The organism is Pseudonocardia sp. ICBG1293 (genome assembly GCF_020131355.1).
In the GTDB taxonomy this organism is placed as follows: Bacteria; Actinomycetota; Actinomycetes; order Mycobacteriales; family Pseudonocardiaceae; genus Pseudonocardia.
On sequence record NZ_JAHLEL010000054.1, the window covers coordinates 275,885 to 294,816 of the forward strand.

Annotated in this window: 17 protein-coding genes and 2 pseudogenes; 9 read left to right on the plus strand and 10 right to left on the minus strand. The window is 72.2% G+C overall.

The features are described from left to right. Positions 1-15 precede the first annotated feature (15 nt). The gene (locus tag KPF47_RS32080; protein ID WP_224392503.1) at positions 16-1,236 is read right to left on the minus strand and encodes an acetyl-CoA C-acetyltransferase; all 1,221 of its coding nucleotides are present in this window, start codon (positions 1,234-1,236) and stop codon (positions 16-18) included. 179 nt (positions 1,237-1,415) lie between these two features. On the opposite strand from KPF47_RS32080, the gene KPF47_RS32085 reads away from it, so the two are divergent. Both KPF47_RS32085 and KPF47_RS32090 read left to right on the plus strand, forming a co-directional pair. Further along, a complete protein-coding gene (locus KPF47_RS32085) occupies positions 1,416-2,204 on the plus strand; it encodes a MerR family transcriptional regulator (protein ID WP_224392504.1) in 789 nt (262 codons plus the stop codon). A 29-nt stretch (positions 2,205-2,233) separates the two neighbouring features. Then, complete coding sequence (locus KPF47_RS32090) at positions 2,234-2,671, plus strand: thioesterase family protein (protein WP_224392505.1); 438 nt, start codon at positions 2,234-2,236, stop codon at positions 2,669-2,671. Positions 2,672-2,785: 114 nt separating this feature from the next. Here the strand turns inward: KPF47_RS32090 and KPF47_RS32095 are convergent, their stop codons facing one another. Further along, entirely contained in the window at positions 2,786-3,961 is a 1,176-nt protein-coding gene (locus KPF47_RS32095) for a fumarylacetoacetate hydrolase family protein (protein WP_224392506.1), read from the minus strand. Positions 3,962-4,109: 148 nt separating this feature from the next. Between KPF47_RS32095 and KPF47_RS32100 the strand changes: the two genes are divergently transcribed. The 4 genes from KPF47_RS32100 to KPF47_RS32115 all read left to right on the plus strand — a co-directional run bounded on the left by KPF47_RS32100 (position 4,110) and on the right by KPF47_RS32115 (position 8,131). Next, positions 4,110-4,682, plus strand: a complete 573-nt coding sequence (locus tag KPF47_RS32100) for a hypothetical protein (RefSeq protein ID WP_224392507.1) — start codon at positions 4,110-4,112, stop codon at positions 4,680-4,682. 183 nt (positions 4,683-4,865) lie between these two features. Further along, the gene (locus tag KPF47_RS32105; RefSeq protein ID WP_224392508.1) at positions 4,866-5,954 is read left to right on the plus strand and encodes an S-(hydroxymethyl)mycothiol dehydrogenase; all 1,089 of its coding nucleotides are present in this window, start codon (positions 4,866-4,868) and stop codon (positions 5,952-5,954) included. Beyond that, entirely contained in the window at positions 5,954-6,583 is a 630-nt protein-coding gene (locus KPF47_RS32110; protein WP_224392509.1) for an MBL fold metallo-hydrolase, read from the plus strand. The genes KPF47_RS32105 and KPF47_RS32110 overlap by 1 nt, the downstream gene beginning before the upstream one ends. A gap of 396 nt (positions 6,584-6,979) precedes the next feature. Beyond that, positions 6,980-8,131: an MFS transporter gene (locus KPF47_RS32115; protein ID WP_224392510.1), complete on the plus strand. Its 1,152-nt coding sequence runs from the start codon at positions 6,980-6,982 to the stop codon at positions 8,129-8,131. 152 nt (positions 8,132-8,283) lie between these two features. On the opposite strand, the gene KPF47_RS32120 is transcribed toward KPF47_RS32115, so the two are convergent. The 8 genes and pseudogenes from KPF47_RS32120 to KPF47_RS40565 all read right to left on the minus strand — a co-directional run bounded on the left by KPF47_RS32120 (position 8,284) and on the right by KPF47_RS40565 (position 17,647). After that, positions 8,284-9,300 (minus strand): iron-siderophore ABC transporter substrate-binding protein, encoded by a 1,017-nt coding sequence (locus KPF47_RS32120; protein ID WP_224392511.1) that lies wholly within the window; start codon positions 9,298-9,300, stop codon positions 8,284-8,286. A gap of 64 nt (positions 9,301-9,364) precedes the next feature. Then, entirely contained in the window at positions 9,365-10,528 is a 1,164-nt protein-coding gene (locus tag KPF47_RS32125; protein WP_224392512.1) for an amidohydrolase family protein, read from the minus strand. Between the two features lie 79 nt (positions 10,529-10,607). Continuing rightward, positions 10,608-12,296 (minus strand): chaperonin GroEL, encoded by a 1,689-nt coding sequence (groL, locus tag KPF47_RS32130; RefSeq protein ID WP_224392513.1) that lies wholly within the window; start codon positions 12,294-12,296, stop codon positions 10,608-10,610. Positions 12,297-12,474: 178 nt separating this feature from the next. Beyond that, positions 12,475-12,837: a propane 2-monooxygenase effector subunit MimD gene (gene mimD / locus KPF47_RS32135; RefSeq protein WP_374108927.1), complete on the minus strand. Its 363-nt coding sequence runs from the start codon at positions 12,835-12,837 to the stop codon at positions 12,475-12,477. Continuing rightward, positions 12,834-14,042: pseudogene (locus KPF47_RS32140) on the minus strand (toluene hydroxylase). The gene mimD and the pseudogene KPF47_RS32140 overlap by 4 nt, the downstream one beginning before the upstream one ends. Continuing rightward, positions 14,039-15,097, minus strand: a complete 1,059-nt coding sequence (locus KPF47_RS32145; protein ID WP_224392514.1) for a 2Fe-2S iron-sulfur cluster binding domain-containing protein — start codon at positions 15,095-15,097, stop codon at positions 14,039-14,041. The pseudogene KPF47_RS32140 and the gene KPF47_RS32145 overlap by 4 nt, the downstream one beginning before the upstream one ends. Before the next feature lie 208 nt (positions 15,098-15,305). Next, positions 15,306-16,943 carry a methane monooxygenase gene (locus KPF47_RS32150; protein WP_224392618.1) on the minus strand — a complete coding sequence of 546 codons (1,638 nt, stop codon included), beginning with the start codon at positions 16,941-16,943 and terminating at the stop codon, positions 15,306-15,308. 275 nt (positions 16,944-17,218) lie between these two features. Continuing rightward, positions 17,219-17,647: a hypothetical protein gene (locus KPF47_RS40565; RefSeq protein ID WP_224392515.1), complete on the minus strand. Its 429-nt coding sequence runs from the start codon at positions 17,645-17,647 to the stop codon at positions 17,219-17,221. On the opposite strand from KPF47_RS40565, the pseudogene KPF47_RS40570 reads away from it, so the two are divergent. From KPF47_RS40570 to KPF47_RS32170, 3 genes and pseudogenes are all read left to right on the plus strand, one after another. Continuing rightward, positions 17,628-17,933: pseudogene (locus KPF47_RS40570) on the plus strand (GAF domain-containing protein); the annotation flags it as partial. The gene KPF47_RS40565 and the pseudogene KPF47_RS40570 sit on opposite strands and share 20 nt — an antisense overlap. A 268-nt stretch (positions 17,934-18,201) precedes the next feature. Beyond that, positions 18,202-18,597, plus strand: a complete 396-nt coding sequence (locus KPF47_RS32165; protein WP_224392516.1) for a helix-turn-helix domain-containing protein — start codon at positions 18,202-18,204, stop codon at positions 18,595-18,597. Positions 18,598-18,607: 10 nt separating this feature from the next. Beyond that, a complete protein-coding gene (locus KPF47_RS32170) occupies positions 18,608-18,856 on the plus strand; it encodes a hypothetical protein (protein ID WP_224392517.1) in 249 nt (82 codons plus the stop codon). The last annotated feature ends 76 nt before the right edge of the window (positions 18,857-18,932 follow it).

Here is an 18,932-nt window from a genome sequence, read left to right on the forward strand (position 1 = left end):
CAGTCCTTCCGGGATTCAGACGCGCTCGACGATGGTGGCGATGCCCATGCCGCCGCCCACGCACAGCGTGGCCAGACCGCGGCGCAGGTCACGGCGCTCCAGCTCGTCGACGAGGGTGCCGAGGATCATCGCGCCGGTGGCACCCAGCGGGTGGCCCATGGCGATGGCGCCGCCGTTGACGTTGGTGATCTCGTGCGAGACGCCCATGTCCTTCATGAACCGCAGGGCGACGGCGGCGAACGCCTCGTTGATCTCGAAGAGGTCGATGTCCTCGACGGACAGGCCCGCCTTCGCGAGCGCCTTGCGGGCGGCCGGCGCCGGGCCGGTCAGCATGATCGTCGGGTCGGCACCGGACAGCGCGGTGGCGACGATGCGGGCGCGCGGGGTGAGGCCGTTGGCCTTCCCGGCGGCCTCGGTGCCGATCAGGGTCAGTGCGGCGCCGTCGACGATGCCGGAGGAGTTGCCGGCGTGGTGGACGTGGTCGATCTTCTCGACCCAGTGGTACTTCTGCAGCGCCACGGCGTCGAACCCGCCGTCGCGGCCCATCATCTCGAACGACGGCTTGAGCCCGCCCAGCGCCTCGACGGTCGCGCCGGCGCGGATGTGCTCGTCGCGGTCGAGGATCGTCAGCCCGTTGCGGTCCTTGACCGGGATGATCGAGTTCGCGAAGCGGCCGTCGGCCCACGCCTTCGCGGCACGGGTCTGCGACTCCACGGCGAAGGTGTCGACGTCGGCGCGGCTGTAGCCCTCGAGCGTCGCGATGAGGTCGGCGCCGATGCCCTGCGGCACGAAGCCGGTCTCGTAGGCGGTGTCGGGGTCCATCGCCCAGGCGCCGCCGTCCGAGCCCATCGGGACGCGGCTCATGCCCTCGACGCCACCGGCGAGGACGAGCTCCTCCATGCCGGAGCGGACCTTCTGGGTCGCGGTGTTGACGGCCTCCAGGCCGGACGCGCAGAACCGGTTGAGCTGCACACCGGCGACGGTGTCGGGCAGGCCGGCGGCGATGGCGGCGGTCTTGGCGATGTCGCCACCCTGGTCGCCGACGGGCGAGACGACGCCGAGGACCACGTCGTCGATCGTGTTCGTGTCGAGCTGGGGGTTGCGCTCGCGGATCGCGTCGATGAGACCGGTCACCAGGGAGATCGGCTTGACCTCGTGCAGCGAACCGGAGGCCTTGCCCCGTCCGCGCGGTGTCCGGATCGCGTCGTAGATGTAGGCCTCGGGAATCTCGCTCATCCGAACCTCTCGTGGGGTGGTCGGCACCGGGGCGGTACAGGCGGCACTGCCCCTACTTACTGGTAGCTTTTGTTACAGCAGCACTGTCACATGGGTCAAGACGATCCGTCGCCCATGTGACACGGATGATGTCACACCACCACTGTCATATCGAGCGGCCGACCCGTAACCTGCTCGCCATGTCCGCCGCCATCGACAACGCGTCGGGGTACCCGTCCCCCGACGACGAGGACCTCCTCACCGTCGACCAGCTCGCCGAGCGGACCGGGATGTCGGTGCGCACCATCCGCTTCTACGCGAGCAGGGGGCTCATCCCCGCACCGCGGCTGCGCGGCCGCACCGGTCTCTACGCCACCGCGCACCGCGCCCGGCTGGAGCTCATCGGCGAGCTCACCGGCCTCGGGTTCACCCTGGCGGCGATCGAGCGACAGCTGGAACGCCTGCCGCTCGAGACCGCGCCGGAGGAGCTGGCCCTGCAGCGCGCGTTGCTCACCCCCTGGCTCCCCGAGGTCGACGAGGAGCTCGACCGGGCCGGGCTCGACCGGCGCGCCGGCCGCCGCCTGTCCGACGACGACGTCACCACCCTGGAACGGCTCGGTGCGCTCACCCGGCTGCCCGGCGACGGCCCGGCGACCGTCCGGCTGCACGGGGCGCTCGCGCTCGGCTCCGCACTGGAGGCCCTGGACTCCGGCCTCCCCGGCGAGCTGTGGAAACGGTCGCACGACCTGATCGAACGGCACACCGCCGCGCTCGCCGAGGACCTGATGACGCTGTTCCAGGACGAGGTCCTGCAGCCCTACCGGGACCGCGGCCGCCCCGCCGACGAGCGGCGACGGCTGGCCGCAGCCTTCTCCCGGCTCAAGCCGATCACGCTGCAGGGCGTCGTCGCGGCCTTCGGGCGGGCGGTGAACCGGACCATCCGCGAGCGCGTCGACTCCCCCTCCGGCACCGGGCGGCAGGAGGGGTGATCACCGTCGGGCGGCCGTAGCATCGGCCCATGGCGAGCTTCGAGTTCCCGGTCCGGGTGCGCTACCACGAGGTCGACGCCCAGGGCGTCGTCTTCAACGCCTGGTACCTGGCCTGGTTCGACGAGGCGATGACCGAGTTCCTGGAGTCCCGCGGTCTCACCTACCGGTCGATGCTCGACGCAGGCTACGACGTCCAGCTCGTCCACACCGAGCTCGACTGGCGGGCCGGGGTCGGCTGGGGTGAGGACGTCGTGGTCGCGGTGTCCACCGCGCGGGTCGGCCGCACCAGCTTCGCCCTGGACTTCCAGGTCCGGGCGCTCGACGACGCGGGCGAACGCGTCGTCACCTGCGACTGCCGCACGGTGTACGTGGTGATCGCCGTCGACGGCAGCGGCAAACAGGAGATCCCGGCGCTCATCCTGAACGCGCTCGGCGACCCGCAGCCGCTGATGCCGCTCCGGCCGTAGCACCCCGGTCGCCGACGGCCCCGCGCCGTCACCGGGCCCGCGCCGCCACCGGGCCCGCGCCGCCACCGGGCCGGCGCCGTCGCGGACGGAGTCCGCCGGACCGACGGGCGCCGGTCAGGTGCCACGGATCCGTCCGCGGACCTCGCCGAGGGCGATCCGGCCGCCGTCCCGGGCGGGGGCGGTCGCGGTCAGCACGACCTCGTCGCCGTTCTCCAGCCAGGTGCGCGAGTCGCCGCCGGCCAGGGCGACCGGGTCGCGCCCGTTCCAGGACAGCTCCAGCATCGAGCCGAAGCCGCTGCGCTCCGGACCGGAGACGGTGCCCGACCCGAGCAGGTCACCGGCCCGCAGCCCGGCTCCGCCCGAGGTCAGGTGGGCCACCATCTGCTCGGGGGACCAGTACAGGTCCCGCGCGGGCGGGGATGCGACCAGCTCGCCGTTGACGTGCACGGCGAGGTCGAGGTCCACGCCGAGCGCCGGCCCGCTCGGCGTCAGGTACGGCAGCGGCGCCGGGTCGTGGGCGGGCACCGGGACCCGGGCTGCGGACAGCTCATCGAGCGGCGTCACCCAGGCCGAGATCGACGTCGCGAACGACTTGCCCAGGTGCGGGCCGAGCGGGCGGGACTCGAAGAACTGGATGTCGCGCGCGGACCAGTCGTTGAGCAGCACCACGCCGAAGACGTGGTCGGCGGCGTCGTCGACGCCGACCGGACCCGGGACCGGACCGCCGAGGACGAACCCGAGCTCCGCCTCGAAGTCGAGCGCGGCGCAGGGGCCGAAGTCCTCGGGTCCGCGCTGCCCCGACGGGCGTCCGACCGGGGTGCCGGTGACCCGGACCGTGCCGGAGCGGCCGTGGTAGCCGACCGGCATCCGTCGCCAGTTCGGGGTGAGCGGGTCCTCGGCGTCCGGGCGGAAGATCAGCCCGGCGTTCCGCGCGTGCTGCTCGCAGGCGTAGAAGTCGACGTAGTCGGCGACGGCGAACGGCAGTACCGGGACCAGCCCCTCCTCGGGCAGCCGGTGCGCGGCGGCCCGCTCGTGGTCCTCGCGCCACCCGCGCAGCCACTCGACGACCTCGCGCCAGGCCGGGGCGCCGGCGTCGAGCAGCCGGGTCAGGTCGGGTGCGGTCAGCAGGTCCGGGTACGGGCCGCGCTGCGCGGTGGCCAGCGAGCCGACGTCGAGCAGGCCGCCGTCGGGCAGCGGGCAGGCGATCCGCGAGCTGCCGGGCCGCCCCTTCCCGGCGACGGCGCCGAGCGCGAGTGCGGGAACGGTCGTCGGCGGTGGCGCAGTCGTCACGGTCCCCGACCGTAGGCGATCCGGCGGCGGCGCGGGCCGGGAACTCGCATCGATCGTCACGCGTTCGACCGGTGTGCCCGGTCCGTCCGGATCGGGCACCCACCGCCCCCACCCGGGACACACCCGGAACGCAGGAGGACACCCGCAGATGGGTCTGCTCGACAAGCTCAAGGAGCGTCTCACCGGAGGCGCGCAGGCACAGCCTCAGCAGGGCTTCGGGGGTGCACCGCACCAGGGCTCCGGCGGTGCACCGCACCGGTCCCAGGACCCGGACCAGCAGGCGATCGAGCGCTACCGCTACATGCTGCGCACCGCCCCGCCGGAGCAGGTGGAGCAGGCACACGCGGAGGCGTTCGCGAAGCTCACGCCCGAGCAGCGGCAGAAGGTGCTGGACGACGTCGGCGCGCAGGTCCCCGAGGCCGAGCGTGCGCGCTCGACCGAACCGCAGGAGCTGGCGCGGATGGCGACCCGTGCCGAGATGCGCAGCCCCGGCACCATGGAGCGCTCGCTCGGCGGCGGCCGCGGGCCGGGCATGGGCGGGATGATCGCCGGATCGCTGCTCGCGGGTGTCGCGGGCGCGTTCATCGGCACGGCGATCGCCGGCGCGATGTTCGACGACGCCGGTGCCGACGAGGACCTGGCCGCGGCGGAGGAGCCGCCGGCCGAGGACCCCGGCTTCGACGACGGCGGGATGGACATGGGCGGCGACTTCGACTTCTGAGGTCCCCCGGGGGCGGCACCGGCCCACGCGATCCGTGGGCCGGTGCCGCCCCCTTCCCGCACCCGGGGAAACACCTGTTGCAGGGCCCGTGCCGACCTGGCACCGTCCGGTCACTCATGCCAGAGTCGCCATCCGAGCATCCGTCCCGAGCGGGCGGCATCGAGGACGAGTGGAGTACGAGCAATGGCACAGCAGGTACGCGGCGTCGTGGCCCGGGCCAAGGGTGAGCCGGTCACCGTCGAGACGATCAACGTCCCCGACCCCGGCCCCGGTGAGGCCGTGGTGAAGATCCAGGCCTGCGGGGTCTGTCACACCGACCTGCACTACAAGCTCGGCGGCATCAACGACGAGTTCCCCTTCCTGCTCGGCCACGAGGCCGCCGGCGTCGTGGAGTCCGTCGGTGAGGGCGTCACCGACGTCGAGCCCGGCGACTACGTGGTCCTCAACTGGCGCGCCGTCTGCGGGCAGTGCCGGGCCTGCAAGAAGGGCAGGCCCCAGTACTGCTTCGACACCCACAACGCCACCCGGAAGATGACCCTGACCGACGGCACCGAGCTCTCCCCCGCCCTCGGGATCGGCGCCTTCATCGAGAAGACCCTCGTCCACTCCGGACAGTGCACCAAGGTGAACCCGGACGCCCCGGCCAAGGTCGCCGGGCTGCTGGGCTGCGGGGTCATGGCCGGTCTCGGCGCCGCGGTCAACACCGGGCAGGTCGGACGCGGCGACTCCATCGCCGTCATCGGCTGCGGCGGCGTCGGTGACGCCGCCATCGCCGGGGCCACGCTCGCCGGCGCCACCACGATCATCGCCGTCGACACCGACCCACGGAAGCTGGAGTGGGCCAAGGGGTTCGGCGCGACCCACACCGTCAACGCCAAGGACACCGACCCGGTCGAGTTCATCCGGTCGGTCACCGACGGCAACGGCGCCGACGTGGTCGTCGAGGCGGTCGGACGCCCGGAGACCTACGAGCAGGCGTTCTACGCCCGCGACCTCGCCGGCACCGTGGTCCTGGTCGGCGTCCCGACCCCCGACCTGCAGGCCCCCGCGATCCCGCTCATCGACTACTTCGGCCGCGGCGGCGCCCTCAAGTCCTCCTGGTACGGCGACTGCCTGCCCAGCCGCGACTTCCCGACCTACGTCGACCTCTACCTGCAGGGCCGCTTCCCGCTCGACAAGTTCGTCACCGAGGAGATCGGCATCGACGACATCGAGTCCGCCTTCGAGAAGATGCACTCCGGTGAGGTCCTGCGTTCGGTGGTGATCCTCTGATGGCGAGCCCGATCGACCACGTCGTCACCTCCGGCACCTTCAACCTCGACGGTGGCTCCTTCGACGTCGACAACAACGTCTGGATCGTCGGCGACGACCGCGAGGTGTTCGTCATCGACGCCGCCCACGACGCCGACGCCATCGCCGCCGCCGTCGGCGACCGGACGGTCAAGGCCGTCGTGTGCACCCACGCCCACGACGACCACGTCAACCAGGCGCCCGCCCTCGCCGACCGCTTCGGCGCGCCGATCCTGCTCAACCCGGCCGAGCTGGTCCTCTGGGACATGACCTGGCCCGACCGCAAGCCCGACCGGGAGCTGGCCGACGGGCAGGTCCTGACCGCGGGCGGGATCGACCTGACCGTCCTGCAGACCCCCGGTCACTCGCCGGGCTCGTCCTGCCTCTACGCCCCCGAGCTCGGCATCGTGTTCACCGGCGACACCCTGTTCCAGGGCGGTCCCGGCGCGACCGGACGCTCCTACTCCAGCTTCGACACCATCATCGAGTCCATCCGGACCACCCTGCTCACGCTGCCCGCCGACACCCGGGTCCGCACCGGGCACGGCGACTCCACCAGGATCGGCGACGAGGCACCCCACCTCGAGGAATGGATCCGCAACGGGTCCTGACCCCCACGCAACGACGCGGCCCGGCCCCTCACCCCGAGAGGCCGGGCCGCGGCCGTTCCCCGTGGAGCTGCACATCGCCCCGCCGTCCCCCGCCGAGCAGCACCCCAGGGGTCGTGCAGGGGCACCGTCGGCATCCCTGCGCTGCACCCGGGCGCGCACTCCGGCGCCGAGACGCACCTCAGCGGGCCGGGGAGATCCCCCACTCCCGCTCCGCTGAGGTGCATCCCGGCGACCGGACCGCCCGCCCCCGGGCCACGCCGGGCAGCGCGGGCCGCTCGTGCGGGCAGGGCGGAGCGTCGGCTCGGAGAACGGCGTCGGAACTCACCCCGGCGGACGGCCGAGTCCCGGATCCGGGGAGGGGCGGGCCGGGGCCACTGCGGTCTGACACGGTGGGGCGTGCCCCGCTCGCTGTCGTCGCTCCCGTTCCGCCTGCTGCTCGCCGCGACCGCACTGGCGTTCGGCGGCTACGCCCTGCTGCTCCCGGTCGTCCCGCTGTGGGTGTCCCGGGGCGGGTCCGGCGAGTTCGGCGCGAGGCTGAGCACGGGGGTGCTGATGGCGGTCACCGTCGGCACCCAGCTGCTCGTGCCCGCGATGCTGCGCCGGGTCGGACACCGTCCGGTGCTGGTCGCGGGGTCGCTGCTGCTCGGGCTCCCGACGCCGTTGCTCGCGCTGACCGCCGACCTCGGTCCGGTACTGGCCGTCTCCGCGGTCCGCGGGGTCGGGTTCGGAATGGCCACCGTCGCCGGGAGCGCGCTCGTCGCGGAGCTGGTGGAGCCGTCCGCGCACGGGCGGGCCTCGGCGCGCTACGGCTACGCGGTCGGCCTGCCCCAGCTGCTGTTCCTGCCGGCGGGCGTCGCGGTCGTCGACGCGGTGGGGTTCACCGGGGTGTTCCTGCTGGCCGGCATCACCCCGGTCGCCGCGGCGCTGGTGGTGGCGTTCCTGCGGGGTCCCCGGCGGGCTCGCGCTCCCCGCCGCGACGAGGTCGGACCGCACCCCCGCGAGCCCCGCAGGCGGCTCCCCGCCGCGCCGGTGCTGGCGATGCTGGGCTGTTCCACCGCGCAGGGCGGTGTGATCACCTTCGCCCCGCTCGCCGCCCCCGGTGCCCCGGTCGCGGTGCCCGCCGCGCTGTTCGCCACCGCCCTGGGGGCGCTGGTCGGCCGGGGCGTCGCGGGCACGCTCACCGACCGCAGCGGACGACCCGGCACCCTCCTGCCGGTCGGGACGGCCTGCGCCGCGGTCGGGCTGCTCGGGGTGCTCGCGGCGCCGTTCGCGGCGGTCCTGCTGGTGGCGGGGGCGGCCGTCGTCGGGACCGGGTTCGGGCTGGTGCAGAACGACGCCATGGTCGCGCTGTTCGCCGCGGCCGGGCCGCTGCACTACGGCACGGCCAGCGCCGCCTGGAACATCGCCTACGACGCCGGGACCGGCCTGGGCGCGACCGGCCTCGGTGCGATCGCCGAGCCGTTCGGCTTCGCCGCCGCCTTCGGCACGACGGCGGCCGCGCTGTTGCTGCTCACCCCGGCCGTCCGGCGTCGCCGCACCCCCGGCTGAGCTCCGCCCCGCCCGCCGGGCGGCGGCCGGCCCGTCGGGCCCGCGAGGCCTCCCCCGGCTGCATGTCGGTGTCCGGCCTGCCCGCCCGGCGGCACGGCGGGCCACGGCCGCACGGCCGGCCCGCCGCGGCCCGGCCGACCGGGGCGGCGCGGTCAGGTCCGCGGCAACGCCTTCTCCACCATCGGCACGACGCCGTCGAGCGCGGCGGGCAGGCTCAGCACCGTCTGCCAGCCGAACGCGTTCTCCGACGCGCCCTCCAGGAACACGCTCCGGCCCTCCCGGCTCGCCGCGAGCCGGCCGACCAGCGGGTTGTTCTCCACCGTCGCCCGCCCACCGGGGGTGAACGAGAGCTGGTCCCACACGAGCAGGTCGGTGTCCAGCTCGGCGGCCTGCTCGAAGCTGATGTCGGCGTAGAACGTCTCGCCGGCGAGCTCGTCGTAGCGGGGCGGGACGGTGAACCCGAGCGAGGTGAAGAACCGGGACCGCGGGTCCTGCGAGGCGAACACCGAGAGCGAGTCCGCGCCGTAGGTGGCGACCGCGACCTGCTTGCCCGCCCACTGCGGGTTCGCGTCGCGCGCAGCGGTGAACCGGGCCTCGAGGTCGGCGACCAGCGTGTCCGCCTGCCCCGAGCGGCCGAGAGCGCGCCCGATGATGCGGGTCGTGTCCTGCCACGGGACGCCGTAGTCGTCGTACTCGGCGGGTGCGGCGACGATCGGCGCGATCGCGCTGATCTGGTCGTAGCTCTGCTGGTCCAGGTCGGAGTAGATCGCGATGATCAGGTCCGGGCGCAGGGCGGCGATCTTCTCCGGCTCCGGCGAGCTCATGTTCAGCACGGTCGGCTGTGCGCCGGTCCGCTGCGCTGCCGCCGTCGCCCACGGCTGGACGACCTGCTGCTCGTCGCCGTACCAGTAGCGGGCACCGACCACCGGCACCCCGAGCGCGAGGACGGCGTCGTGGTCGCTGTAGCCGATGCTCACGACGCGCTGCGGCGGCGCGGGGATCGTCGTCCGGCCGAACCGGTGGTCGAGGGTCACCGGGAAGCCCTCGGCGGCGGGCCCCTCCGGCGCCGGGCCGCCGGCCTGCCCGCCGCCACCGCCGCAGCCGGCCAGCGCGGCACCGCCGGCCGCGGCCAGCGTCCCCAGGAGCATCTGTCGCCGGGTCAGTCCCATGTCCGTTCCTTCCGCTCGTCCGGCGGAATGCTAGGACATCGGCTTAGGGTTGCCTCTACTGTATTCAGGCGGGGCTCAGCATGCCCCGCCGTCGCGCGCCCGGGGAACGGGTGGCGCAGCCCAGGTCGATCCCGTGCAGCCGGGCGGCGGTGCCGCCGAGCAGGGCGGCGCGGACATCGTCGTCGAGCTCGGGGAACCGGCCGCGCAGCTCCTCGGGGTACCGGAAGGTCATCAGGTCACGGATCAGCCGGGCCGGCCGCACCAGCGGGTAGCCGCTGCCGAACATCAGCCGGTCCGGTCCGTAGGCGGCCAGGAGCTCGCCCAGCGCCTCGGCGGCGGGCACCCGGTGGCGGCGCAACGCGATCAGCAGGTCGGTGAGCAGCACGTGGACGTTGGGCAGGCGGGCCAGCCGGACCAGCGACGCGGTCGGGGCGCAGGCCGCCCCGACCACGAACCGGATCCTGGGCAGCGCCGTGGCGAGCGCCGCGACCTCGGCCACGTCGACGGCGCCGGCCGGCAGCGGCCCGGCGCTGCGGACCCGCACCGGGAGCGCGGACCCGGCGCGCACCGGTTCGGCCCACTCCGGCCAGCGGGGCCGCGGCACGGCGTCCCCGTCGGCGACGACGCCCGCGTGCGCCCACCCCGGCGCGGCGCGCGACGGTCGTGCGGTCGGCGCGACCCCGATGTGGACCACCCCGGCCCCGGACTGCTCGGCCCGCACCAGGGTCCGCCGCAGCCACGGGGCACGCAGCGACAGCGCGGTCTCCGGGCGGCGGGCGGGCAGCACGGTCAGCGCGCGCAGCCCGTCGTGGGCGACCCGGGCGCCGATGCCGCGGGCCCGGGACCGGTCCGCGGGGTCGAGCTCCCCGGCCGGCACGAGCCGTCCGGGATGCGCGGCGGCGAGCTCGCTGTGCCAGGCGGGCGCGGCGAACCCGAGCACGAACAGGTCCTCGAACCCGGCCGGGACGAGCACCGCACGGTCGACCGCGGACAGCACGTGTGCCGCCAGCGCCTGCGGGGTGACCAGCTCGAACGCGTCGGCCGACAGCGGCCGCGGCGACGGGTCGACCATCCGGTGCCGGTGCAGCAGGTCGGCGACGAACTGCTCCCCCGCCGGACGGGCCTGGTTGTGCGGACGGCCGTCCCAGCCGTGCACCTGGGCGTCGACGACCGCCGGGAGACCACCGCGCCCCTGGGGCGCCCCGCAGCACCGGTCCACGACGACCACCTCTCCACTGTCGCGGAGCGGCCCGGCACGCGCAGCGCGTGCCGGGCCGCTCCCCCTGTTCGCTGTGACCGGGCGGTACCTACCCGACCGACGGACCGAGCCCCATCGACTGGGGTGTGCTCGAGTCCGGGCTCGGCTGCGGGATGCCCTCGTCGAGCTGACCGAACTCGGTCATGAGTGCCTTGTTCCAGGGCGTCACCTCCTCGGCCACCAGCGAGTTGGTGGTGAGGATGAGCCCGGCGACCGAGGCCCCGTTCTGCAGGGCGGAGCGCACGACCCGCAGCGGATCGATGATGCCCAGCTCGACCATGTCGCCGAAGCGGCCCTCCAGGGCGTCGAAGCCCTCGTCGACGCCCATGGTCGTCACCTGCTTGACCACGTCGTCGCCGTCGTAGCCGGCGTTCGAGGCGATGAGGTGCACGGGCTCGGTGAGCGCGTGCCGGACGATCTCGACGCCGATCCGGTAGTCCCCGGTCACGTCGAGCTCGTCGAGCGCGGGCTCGGCGTGCAGCAGTGCGGCGCCACCACCGGCGACGATGCCCTCGGCCACCGCGGCCCGGGTCGCCTGCAGCGAGTCGTCCACGCGGTGCCGGATCTCGCGTGCCTCGGCGTTGGTCGGCGCCCCGACCGAGATGATCGCGGCCTTCCCGGACAGCCGGGCGATGCGGTCGGAGAAGAAGTCCTCGTCGGTGCCGATCGTGGCGCGCGCCAGCTCGGCGCGCAGCTGCGACAGCCGGTACTCCAGCTTCTGCTTGTCCCCGTGCCCACCGATGATCGTGGTGCCCTCGCTGGTGACCTGCACCTGCACGGCGCGGCCCAGGTGCTCGACGTCGATCTGCTCCAGCGAGAACGACGAGCTGCGCGAGTGCACCTGTCCCCCGCACAGCGCGGCCATGTCCTCGAGCAGGTGGATGCGCTTCTCGCCGAAGCCGGGTGCCTTGATCGCGACGGCCTGGAAGTGCCCGTTGACGTGGTTGTGGACCAGCATCTGCAGGGCGGTGCCCTCGACGGTCTCGGCGACGATGACGAGCGGGCGGCGCTCGTTGCGCATGATCCGGTCCAGCACCGGCATGATCTGCTGGACGTCCTTGATCTTGTGCGCGGTGAACAGGATGTAGGGGTCGTCGACGATCGCCTCGAGCGTGCCCGGGTTGGTGACCATGTACGGGGACACGTAGCCGTTGTCGAACTCGAAGTCCTCGACGAAGTCCACCGAGACCCCCGGCAGCGGGGTGTCGTCGACGGTGACGACGCCGTCGTCGCCGACGGTGTGCAGCGCCTTGGCGACGACGCGGCCGATCGTGTAGTCGTCGTTGGCCGAGATGGAGGCGACGCGCGCGTAGTCCTCCTCGGTGCTGACCGGGTGCGAGACCGTCTGCAGGCGGTCGACCAGGGCGCCCACCGCGATGTCGATGCCCCGCTTGACCAGCACCGGGTTGCCGCCGCGCTCGATGGCGGCCATGCCCTCGCGGACGATGGCCTGTGCGATGACGGTCGCGGTCGTGGTGCCGTCCCCGACGGTGTCGTTGGTCTTGACCGCGGCTTCCTTCACCAGCTGGGCGCCCATGTTCTCGAACGGGTCGCGCAGGTGGATCTCGCGGGCGATCGTGACACCGTCGTTCGTGACCTCGGGCGAGCCCGTGATCTTCTCCAGGATGACGTTGCGACCCTTGGGGCCGAGCGTGCTCTTGACGGCTTCGGCGAGCTGGTCGACGCCGGCCTGCAGCAGATGACGGCCCTCGGCGCCGAAGCGGAGTTCCTTGGCCATGGTGGGTCCTCCCGGAGAAAGAGTCGGTCCAGGTGCGCGGGTGTGGATCAACGTGCGCAGCCGTGACGCCGTCCAGGCGCGCTGCGCGGGGGTGGACGCACCGCCCGGGCCGTCGCCGGCCGTGGTGGGCCGGGGACGGGTCGTCGTCCCGGGCGGTGCGATCCGGGTGAGGAGCGGGTCAGCTCACCGGCTTCAGATCGAAGTCGATGTACTCGGCGGCGTCCTCGGGATTGGCGAACATGATCGTCTTGTCGTCCAGGTGGACCATCCGCCCGTAGTGGGTGGACATGTTCTCCTCGAACTGGGCGGCGTCGAACCAGCCCTCCTCCTGGCCGGCCTCCTCGTCCATCGCGACGTAGTCGAGCTCGAACTTGCCCGTGCCGTCGACGCGGATCATCGAGGGCAGGTGCTGCACGGTCACGTTGTCCTGACGGTCCAGCACGGTCGCGATGACCGCGCCGATCTGGTTGTTCATCAGGGTGAAGCCGCACATGTTCGACGCGGTGCTGTCCTGCTTGAACGGGCTGTCGGTACTGGTCACTGCTTCAGCTCCTCGGGGACGTCGAGACCGAGATCGCTGCAGATCCCGGCGAACCGGTTCTTGGCGCGGTCGAGGGAGTCCTCGAACGTCGGGGGCTTCGAGTCCGACTGGGACCACATCGGCTGCATGGTCCGGGCGGCCTCCAGTGCCTGCGGGACGTAGGTCCGCAGCCAGCCGCTCATCAGCGAACGGTTGTGCTCGGCGAACTCGCGGTCCTGGGTGAGCGGGGCGAAGCAGGCGATCGACCAGCGCAGGTCGCGCTGGGCGTAGTCGTACTCGCCGGCACCCATGACCGTCGGGGTCACGTAGTCGCCGTTGGTCGCCGCCGACTGCATGACCAGGTTCGACCGGAACAGCTCACCGACCAGCGGCTCGAAGACGCAGTTGGTCGCGAAGATCGCCTCGCCCCAGTCGTCCTGGACCGCGGTGAGGGCCTCGGTGAACTTGCGGGCGCCCTGCCACTCCGGCGCGTTGTCCCACGCGTCGAGGTGGGCGGCGCCGTCGAACCCGTCGATCTCCTCGGACAGCGTCAGGTTGTAGAGCGCGAGGTCCTGGGCGAAGCGGATCTTGCGGGTGGAGTTCGCCGCGAGCGCCGTGTTGTGCATGTTGGTCGGCGCGGACCGCTCGTTGGAGGCGAAGACGTAGAGACCCAGGATGTGCTCGATGTGCATCCAGGCGCCGACGTTGCGCTCGACGAACCGGATCCAGTTCGAGTTCCACAGCTCGAACGCCTTCGCGTTGCGGGCGTTCTCGATGTTCTGGGTGAGCTGGCGGACGACGTTCGCGTTGTACCGGTAGAGGCTCTGCTCCCACTCCTCGTTCGGGTCGCGGAACTCGTGCCAGCCGTGGGCCGGCCAGTTCTTCACGTGCATGCCGCCGGTGCCGATGCCGCGCTGCGGCTCCGGCTCGTCGACACCCCAGGCCTTCAGCTTGGTCCAGTGCAGCGGGTAGCCGCCCTCGCCGTTGGCGAAGCCGTAGATCCAGCCCTGCGCGAGGTAGTGCCGCGGGTCCGGCTGGACCTCGACGGTGGTGTCCTCGTACAGCGTCTGCTTGCGCTTGGCGGGCGCGTAGTAGTTGTAGCGGCGCGCGCTCGAGCTCTAGTCGGGGAACTCCCGCGCCCCGGCCTCCGCGTCGGTGAAGACGGGCTTGGGAACGCTGCGCTGCGAACCGGACGACGTGTCCTGCGTGGTGGGGGACTGAGTCATTGCTGTCCGTCCTCGCCTTCTTGCTCACCGGTCGTGGTGAACTTGTCGTAGAAGATGTTGGTCTCGCTCACACCCAGCTGGGTCAGCGTCGCGATCGCCGCGTCGACCATCGGCGGGGGACCGCAGACGTAGGCATCCGCTCCCTTCAGATCGGATTCGTTGCGCCTGACCACCTCCGTGATCAGGCCGGTCTCCCCGGCCCAGTCCGCGCCGCCGTCACCGTCGGACAGGGCCGGGACGTACCGGAAACCGTTGAGCTGGGGCGCCAGTTCGGCGATCTCCTTCTCGAAGCAGAGATCGGCCCCGGTGCGCGCGCCGTAGTAGAAGGTGGCCCGTCGTTCGACGCCGCCCTCGGCCATCGCCCGCAGCAGGCCCAGCACCGGCGCCATCCCGGCGCCTCCGCCGACGAAGACGATCGGGGAGCTGCGGTTCTGCCGGAGGGTGAAGGTGCCGAAGGGCGCCTCGACGTCGAGCCGGTCGCCGGGGGCGGCCTTCTCGTCGAGCCAGGTCCCGAACAGCCCGCCCGGGTAGACCTTGATCACGAACTCGTAGAGGCCGTCCCGGTTGGGGGTGTTGGCCATGGAGAACGAGCGGCTCTCCCCGGTCCCGGGGCACACGAGGTCCATGTACTGGCCGGGGAAGAACTTGATCTCCGACGGCTCGACGAGCTTGACGGTCAGGTGCCGCATGTCGTGGGTGACCGCCTCGACCGAGACCACCTCGACGACGCCCTTCGTGAGGGGCAGGCCGGATCGGATGATCTCCTCGTCGTAGTTGGTCAGCTCGATGACCAGGTCCTCGTAGGCGTGCGCCCGGCACAGGAGGGTGTGGCCCTCGTCCTTCTCGTAGTCCGGCAGCGCGAAGGTCGAGTAGCTGTCGTACTCGATGTCCTCGCCCTCCAGCACGAAGGACTTGCAGGCCGAGCACTGGCCCTCCTTGCAGCCGTGCATGAGCTGGACGCCCTGCTCGGCGGCGGCACGGAGGATGTTCTGGTCCTCGTCGACCTCGATCTCGATGCCGACGGGCTCGAACCGCACGACGTGTTTGTCGCCCACGGACCTCGGACCACCTCTCTTGGCGTGACGAATGGCGTGAGAAAAAAGACCAATCGGACAGAATTGGGCAGGCGCGTCCCCGGGCCCCGCCCGTGCGGGCGGGGGTCCCGGGGTGACCCGGCCGGGGAAGACGACCCCCCGGCCGGGCCGCGGGGAGGGGGACCCGTCATGGCGTGACGGGAACCCCCTCCCCTCGCCTGACCCGCGCTCAGGCGTCGGTGGGCGCGGGCCGGCCTCCCGGCCCCTGGCGGTTGTAGTCCGCCACGAACGCCTCGCGCTCGGCGTCGCTCATCTCGTTGAGGATGACGTTGGGGCTGGCCAGGTGCGGCATGCGCCGCATGTGGTCCAGCGTCCACATCTTCTTCGGGTCGAGATCGAGGTGCGGCTGAGCGGTGAGGGTCTTGCCGTCGTCGCGGACGAAGCCCATGTCCTGGATGACGTCGGCCCAGTTCCAGCCGTGGTAGAGCGTCTCCCACTCGCGGTGCCCCACGAGCTTGCCCATGTTCGGGGTCTCGCGCCCCTGGTACACGGGCCGGAAGGCCTCGGCGTCGGTCCAGCGGCAGACCTCGTGGCAGTAGGTGCGCCACTGGCCGTCCACCTTGTCGACGACCATGTCCTCGCGCACCAGGCACGGGACCATGCAGGTCCAGCAGCGGTGCGGGTACACGTAGTCGACGTCCTCGGCCACGACGGCGTGGTGACCGTTCGGCTTGGCGAGGCGGTTGTAGTTCTCCCACCACTTGCCGTACCGGTCGTACCAGCCCGGGTACTTGTACTCGAACCACTCGAAGTCGGTGTCGGTCATGCCGTCGATGCGCCAGTAGTTCGCGCACCAGCCGGTGGCGAAGAACTGCGCGACCTCGTGGACGTAGCCCTTGTTCCAGATCTGGTTCCAGGACTCCTCGACCAGGTCGTGCGGGATCACCAGGCCGTACTTCTCGAGCGGCAGCAGGTAGCTGCGGTAGTAGTCGTCGTAGATCCAGCGGCGCCACATCTCGGCGTAGGACTCACGGTCCTTGCGCCGGTCCTTGGTGCCGTACTCGATGAACGTGCCGATCGCGGCGTCGACCACGCGGTGGTTGTTCCACCAGGCGTAGCGCAGGTCGCGCTCGAGCAGCTGGCGGTTGTCCTCGTCCGACAGCGCCATCAGCAGCGTGGCGTAGCCGTTGGAGATGTGCCGCGACTCGTCGGACTGCACCGAGTGGAACACCGTCGGCAGCAGGTAGTCGCCGTTCGCGGCGGCCTCCGCCGGCATCGCCACGAACAGGGTGTTCGTGAACGCGGTCTCCGCGACGATGGTCAGGTAGATCGACGCGGCGGTGATGGCGTCACCGGTGATGAACCCCTCGGCGAACTGGCGGCCGATCGTGCCGCAGTAGTCCGACTGGAAGTTCCGCAGCGAGTTGTTGAAGCCCGCCGGGTCGATGTAGTTGTTCATGTACAGCCGCTTGAGGTTCTGCTGGATCGTGCTGTGCCGAACCTCGTCGATCATCTGGATCGCCTGGCCGTTGTGCAGCTCCGGGTTCGGAACCACGTGGAACAGCATCGGCATCGAGCGCGCCGCCGAGATCTCCGGCAACGGGATGATCGACAGGAAGAGCTTCTGCCACTCCAGCCAGCGCTCCTGCACCTGCCGGAACATGTTGCCGCGGATGGCACCATCCTGGGCGCCGTAGACGCGGTGGTCCTTCTCCTCCTCCATCGGGAAGTACGAGCGCAGGACCTGCTTGAGCGGGTCCTTCTTCGCCGCCTTCTTGAAGGTGTAGTCGGTTCCGTACTTCATGTACGGCTCGTGGTACTGCGGCTCCCAGGACAGCTCCTGGATCTTCTGGTGAGCCTTCGCCAAACTCTGCCGACTCACGTCGTCTCCTCACGGTGGTGGGTTGTGGTCGGATCAGCGGGCGAGCGCGGGTAGCCCGATGTCGTGGTCGAACGCGGAGGTGGGACGCCCGGCGCCGCGGGTGGATGCCGCAGCACCGGCGCCGTCCTCCTCCGTGCTGCGAATCACACATGGTCCGACGGGCATTCGAGGTCTCAATATGAGACTCTTCCGGCCGCTCACCTGTGGTGATCTTGCTCTCACGGCGCGTACCGTCGCCGTGACCACGGGATCCGGGCAGGTCACCGCTGTCGCACGCGGATCCCCGGTGGTCGTGTTCCGAGCTCGACACAGGCGAGGAGGCCGTGTGTGAGACCCCTGCCCGACGGCGCGCAGGGCGCCACCCGGGCGGGCCGGGCGACGCCGGGCCCGCGACACACCGGGGACGGACGGGACCTTCCCGCCACCGGCTCGGCGCCCACACCCGCGACCAGGACCACCACCACCGCCGCGGCGGAACGGATCGCGGCCGCCCGCGACGCGTTCCTGCACCACGAGCAGTTGCGCGAGGACGCCGTCCGCCCGCCGATCCTGGCGTCCTGGATCCGGTCCCGGGACAGCGACGTCGCACCCGACTCCATCGACCTGCCCGAGGTCGGCCGCGAGACCGACAGCCCGCTGGTACGGGCGGCGACGCCGATCGTCGCCGAGCTGTGCGACCAGTTCGCCACCGAGCCGGTCAGCCTGATCCTCTGCGACTCCGACGGGGTCGTCCTCGACCGCCGGACCGGGGACTCCGCGCTGCGCCAGCACCTGGACCGGGTGTGGCTCGTCCCCGGCTTCTCCTACGCCGAGCAGCACGTCGGCACCAACGGCATCGGGACCGCGCTGGAGGGCAGGCGACCGACCGAGGTGTTCGGGCACGAGCACTTCGTCGAGCACCTGGAGGACCTGGCCTGTGCCGGCGCCCCGATCCGGCACCCGGTGACGGGCAAGATCCGCGGCGTCATCGACCTGACCTGCTGGCGCCGCGAGGCGAACGCGCTGATGGTCGCCACCGCCGCGACCACCGCCCGCCGCATCGAGGAGGCGCTGCTCGCCGCGTCCGGGCGGCACGAGCTGACGCTGCTGCACGACTACCTGACCGCGGTCCAGCGTGCGGGCGACTCGGCGGTGCTCGCCGTCGGCGACGACCTGGTGATGATGAACGACCGACTCCCCCGAGCTCGCGTCGCTGCTGGACTGCTTCCCGCGGACCATCGAGGTCCCGCCGCTGCGCCACCACGTGGAGGACGTCGCCGAGCTGGTGCCCTACCTGCTCGCCCGGCTCACCCGCGGTGCCGACCTGACGTGCGCGCCGGAGGCCCTGCGGGTGCTCATGCGGCACCGGTGGCCGGGCAACGTCGAGCAGCTCTACCAGGTGTTGCGCAAGGTCGTCAGCCGCCGCCGGACCGGGGTGATCCGCCTGGAGGACCTGCCCCCGGAGACCCGGGTGCTCGCCCGCCGGGTACTGACCCCGCTCGAGTCGATCGAGTGCGACGCCATCGTCGACGCGCTGCTCGACGCCGACGGCAACAAGGCCGAGGCGGCGCGGCGGCTGGGCATGAGCCGGGCGACGATCTACCGCAAGATCCGTGGCTACGGCATCGCGACGCCGGAGGGGGCGGGGGTGGCCCGGTAACCTGCGCGGCGTGGGTCGCCGCAGCCGGATCGTCCGCACGTTCTCCTTCCCGGAGGGCACGCCGCCCCCGCTGCTGGTGATGATCCTGCTGAGCAGCTCGATGGCCGGGGTGTTCGTCGTCGCGATGCTGCTGCCCGATGCGACATCGCCGTGGCTGCGGGTGGTGCTGTCCGCGCTGGCGGTGCTGGGGCTGATGCTGCTGACCGCGGGGTTGCTGCGCCGGGCCGTCGCGCAGGGCAGGCGCCGGCGCGCGGGCTGAGGCCCGTCGGCGTCCCTGCTCTGCGGCGCCGTCGGCGCGCTGTCGTGACGTCGGCGCTGTCGGTCCCGGTGCTGTT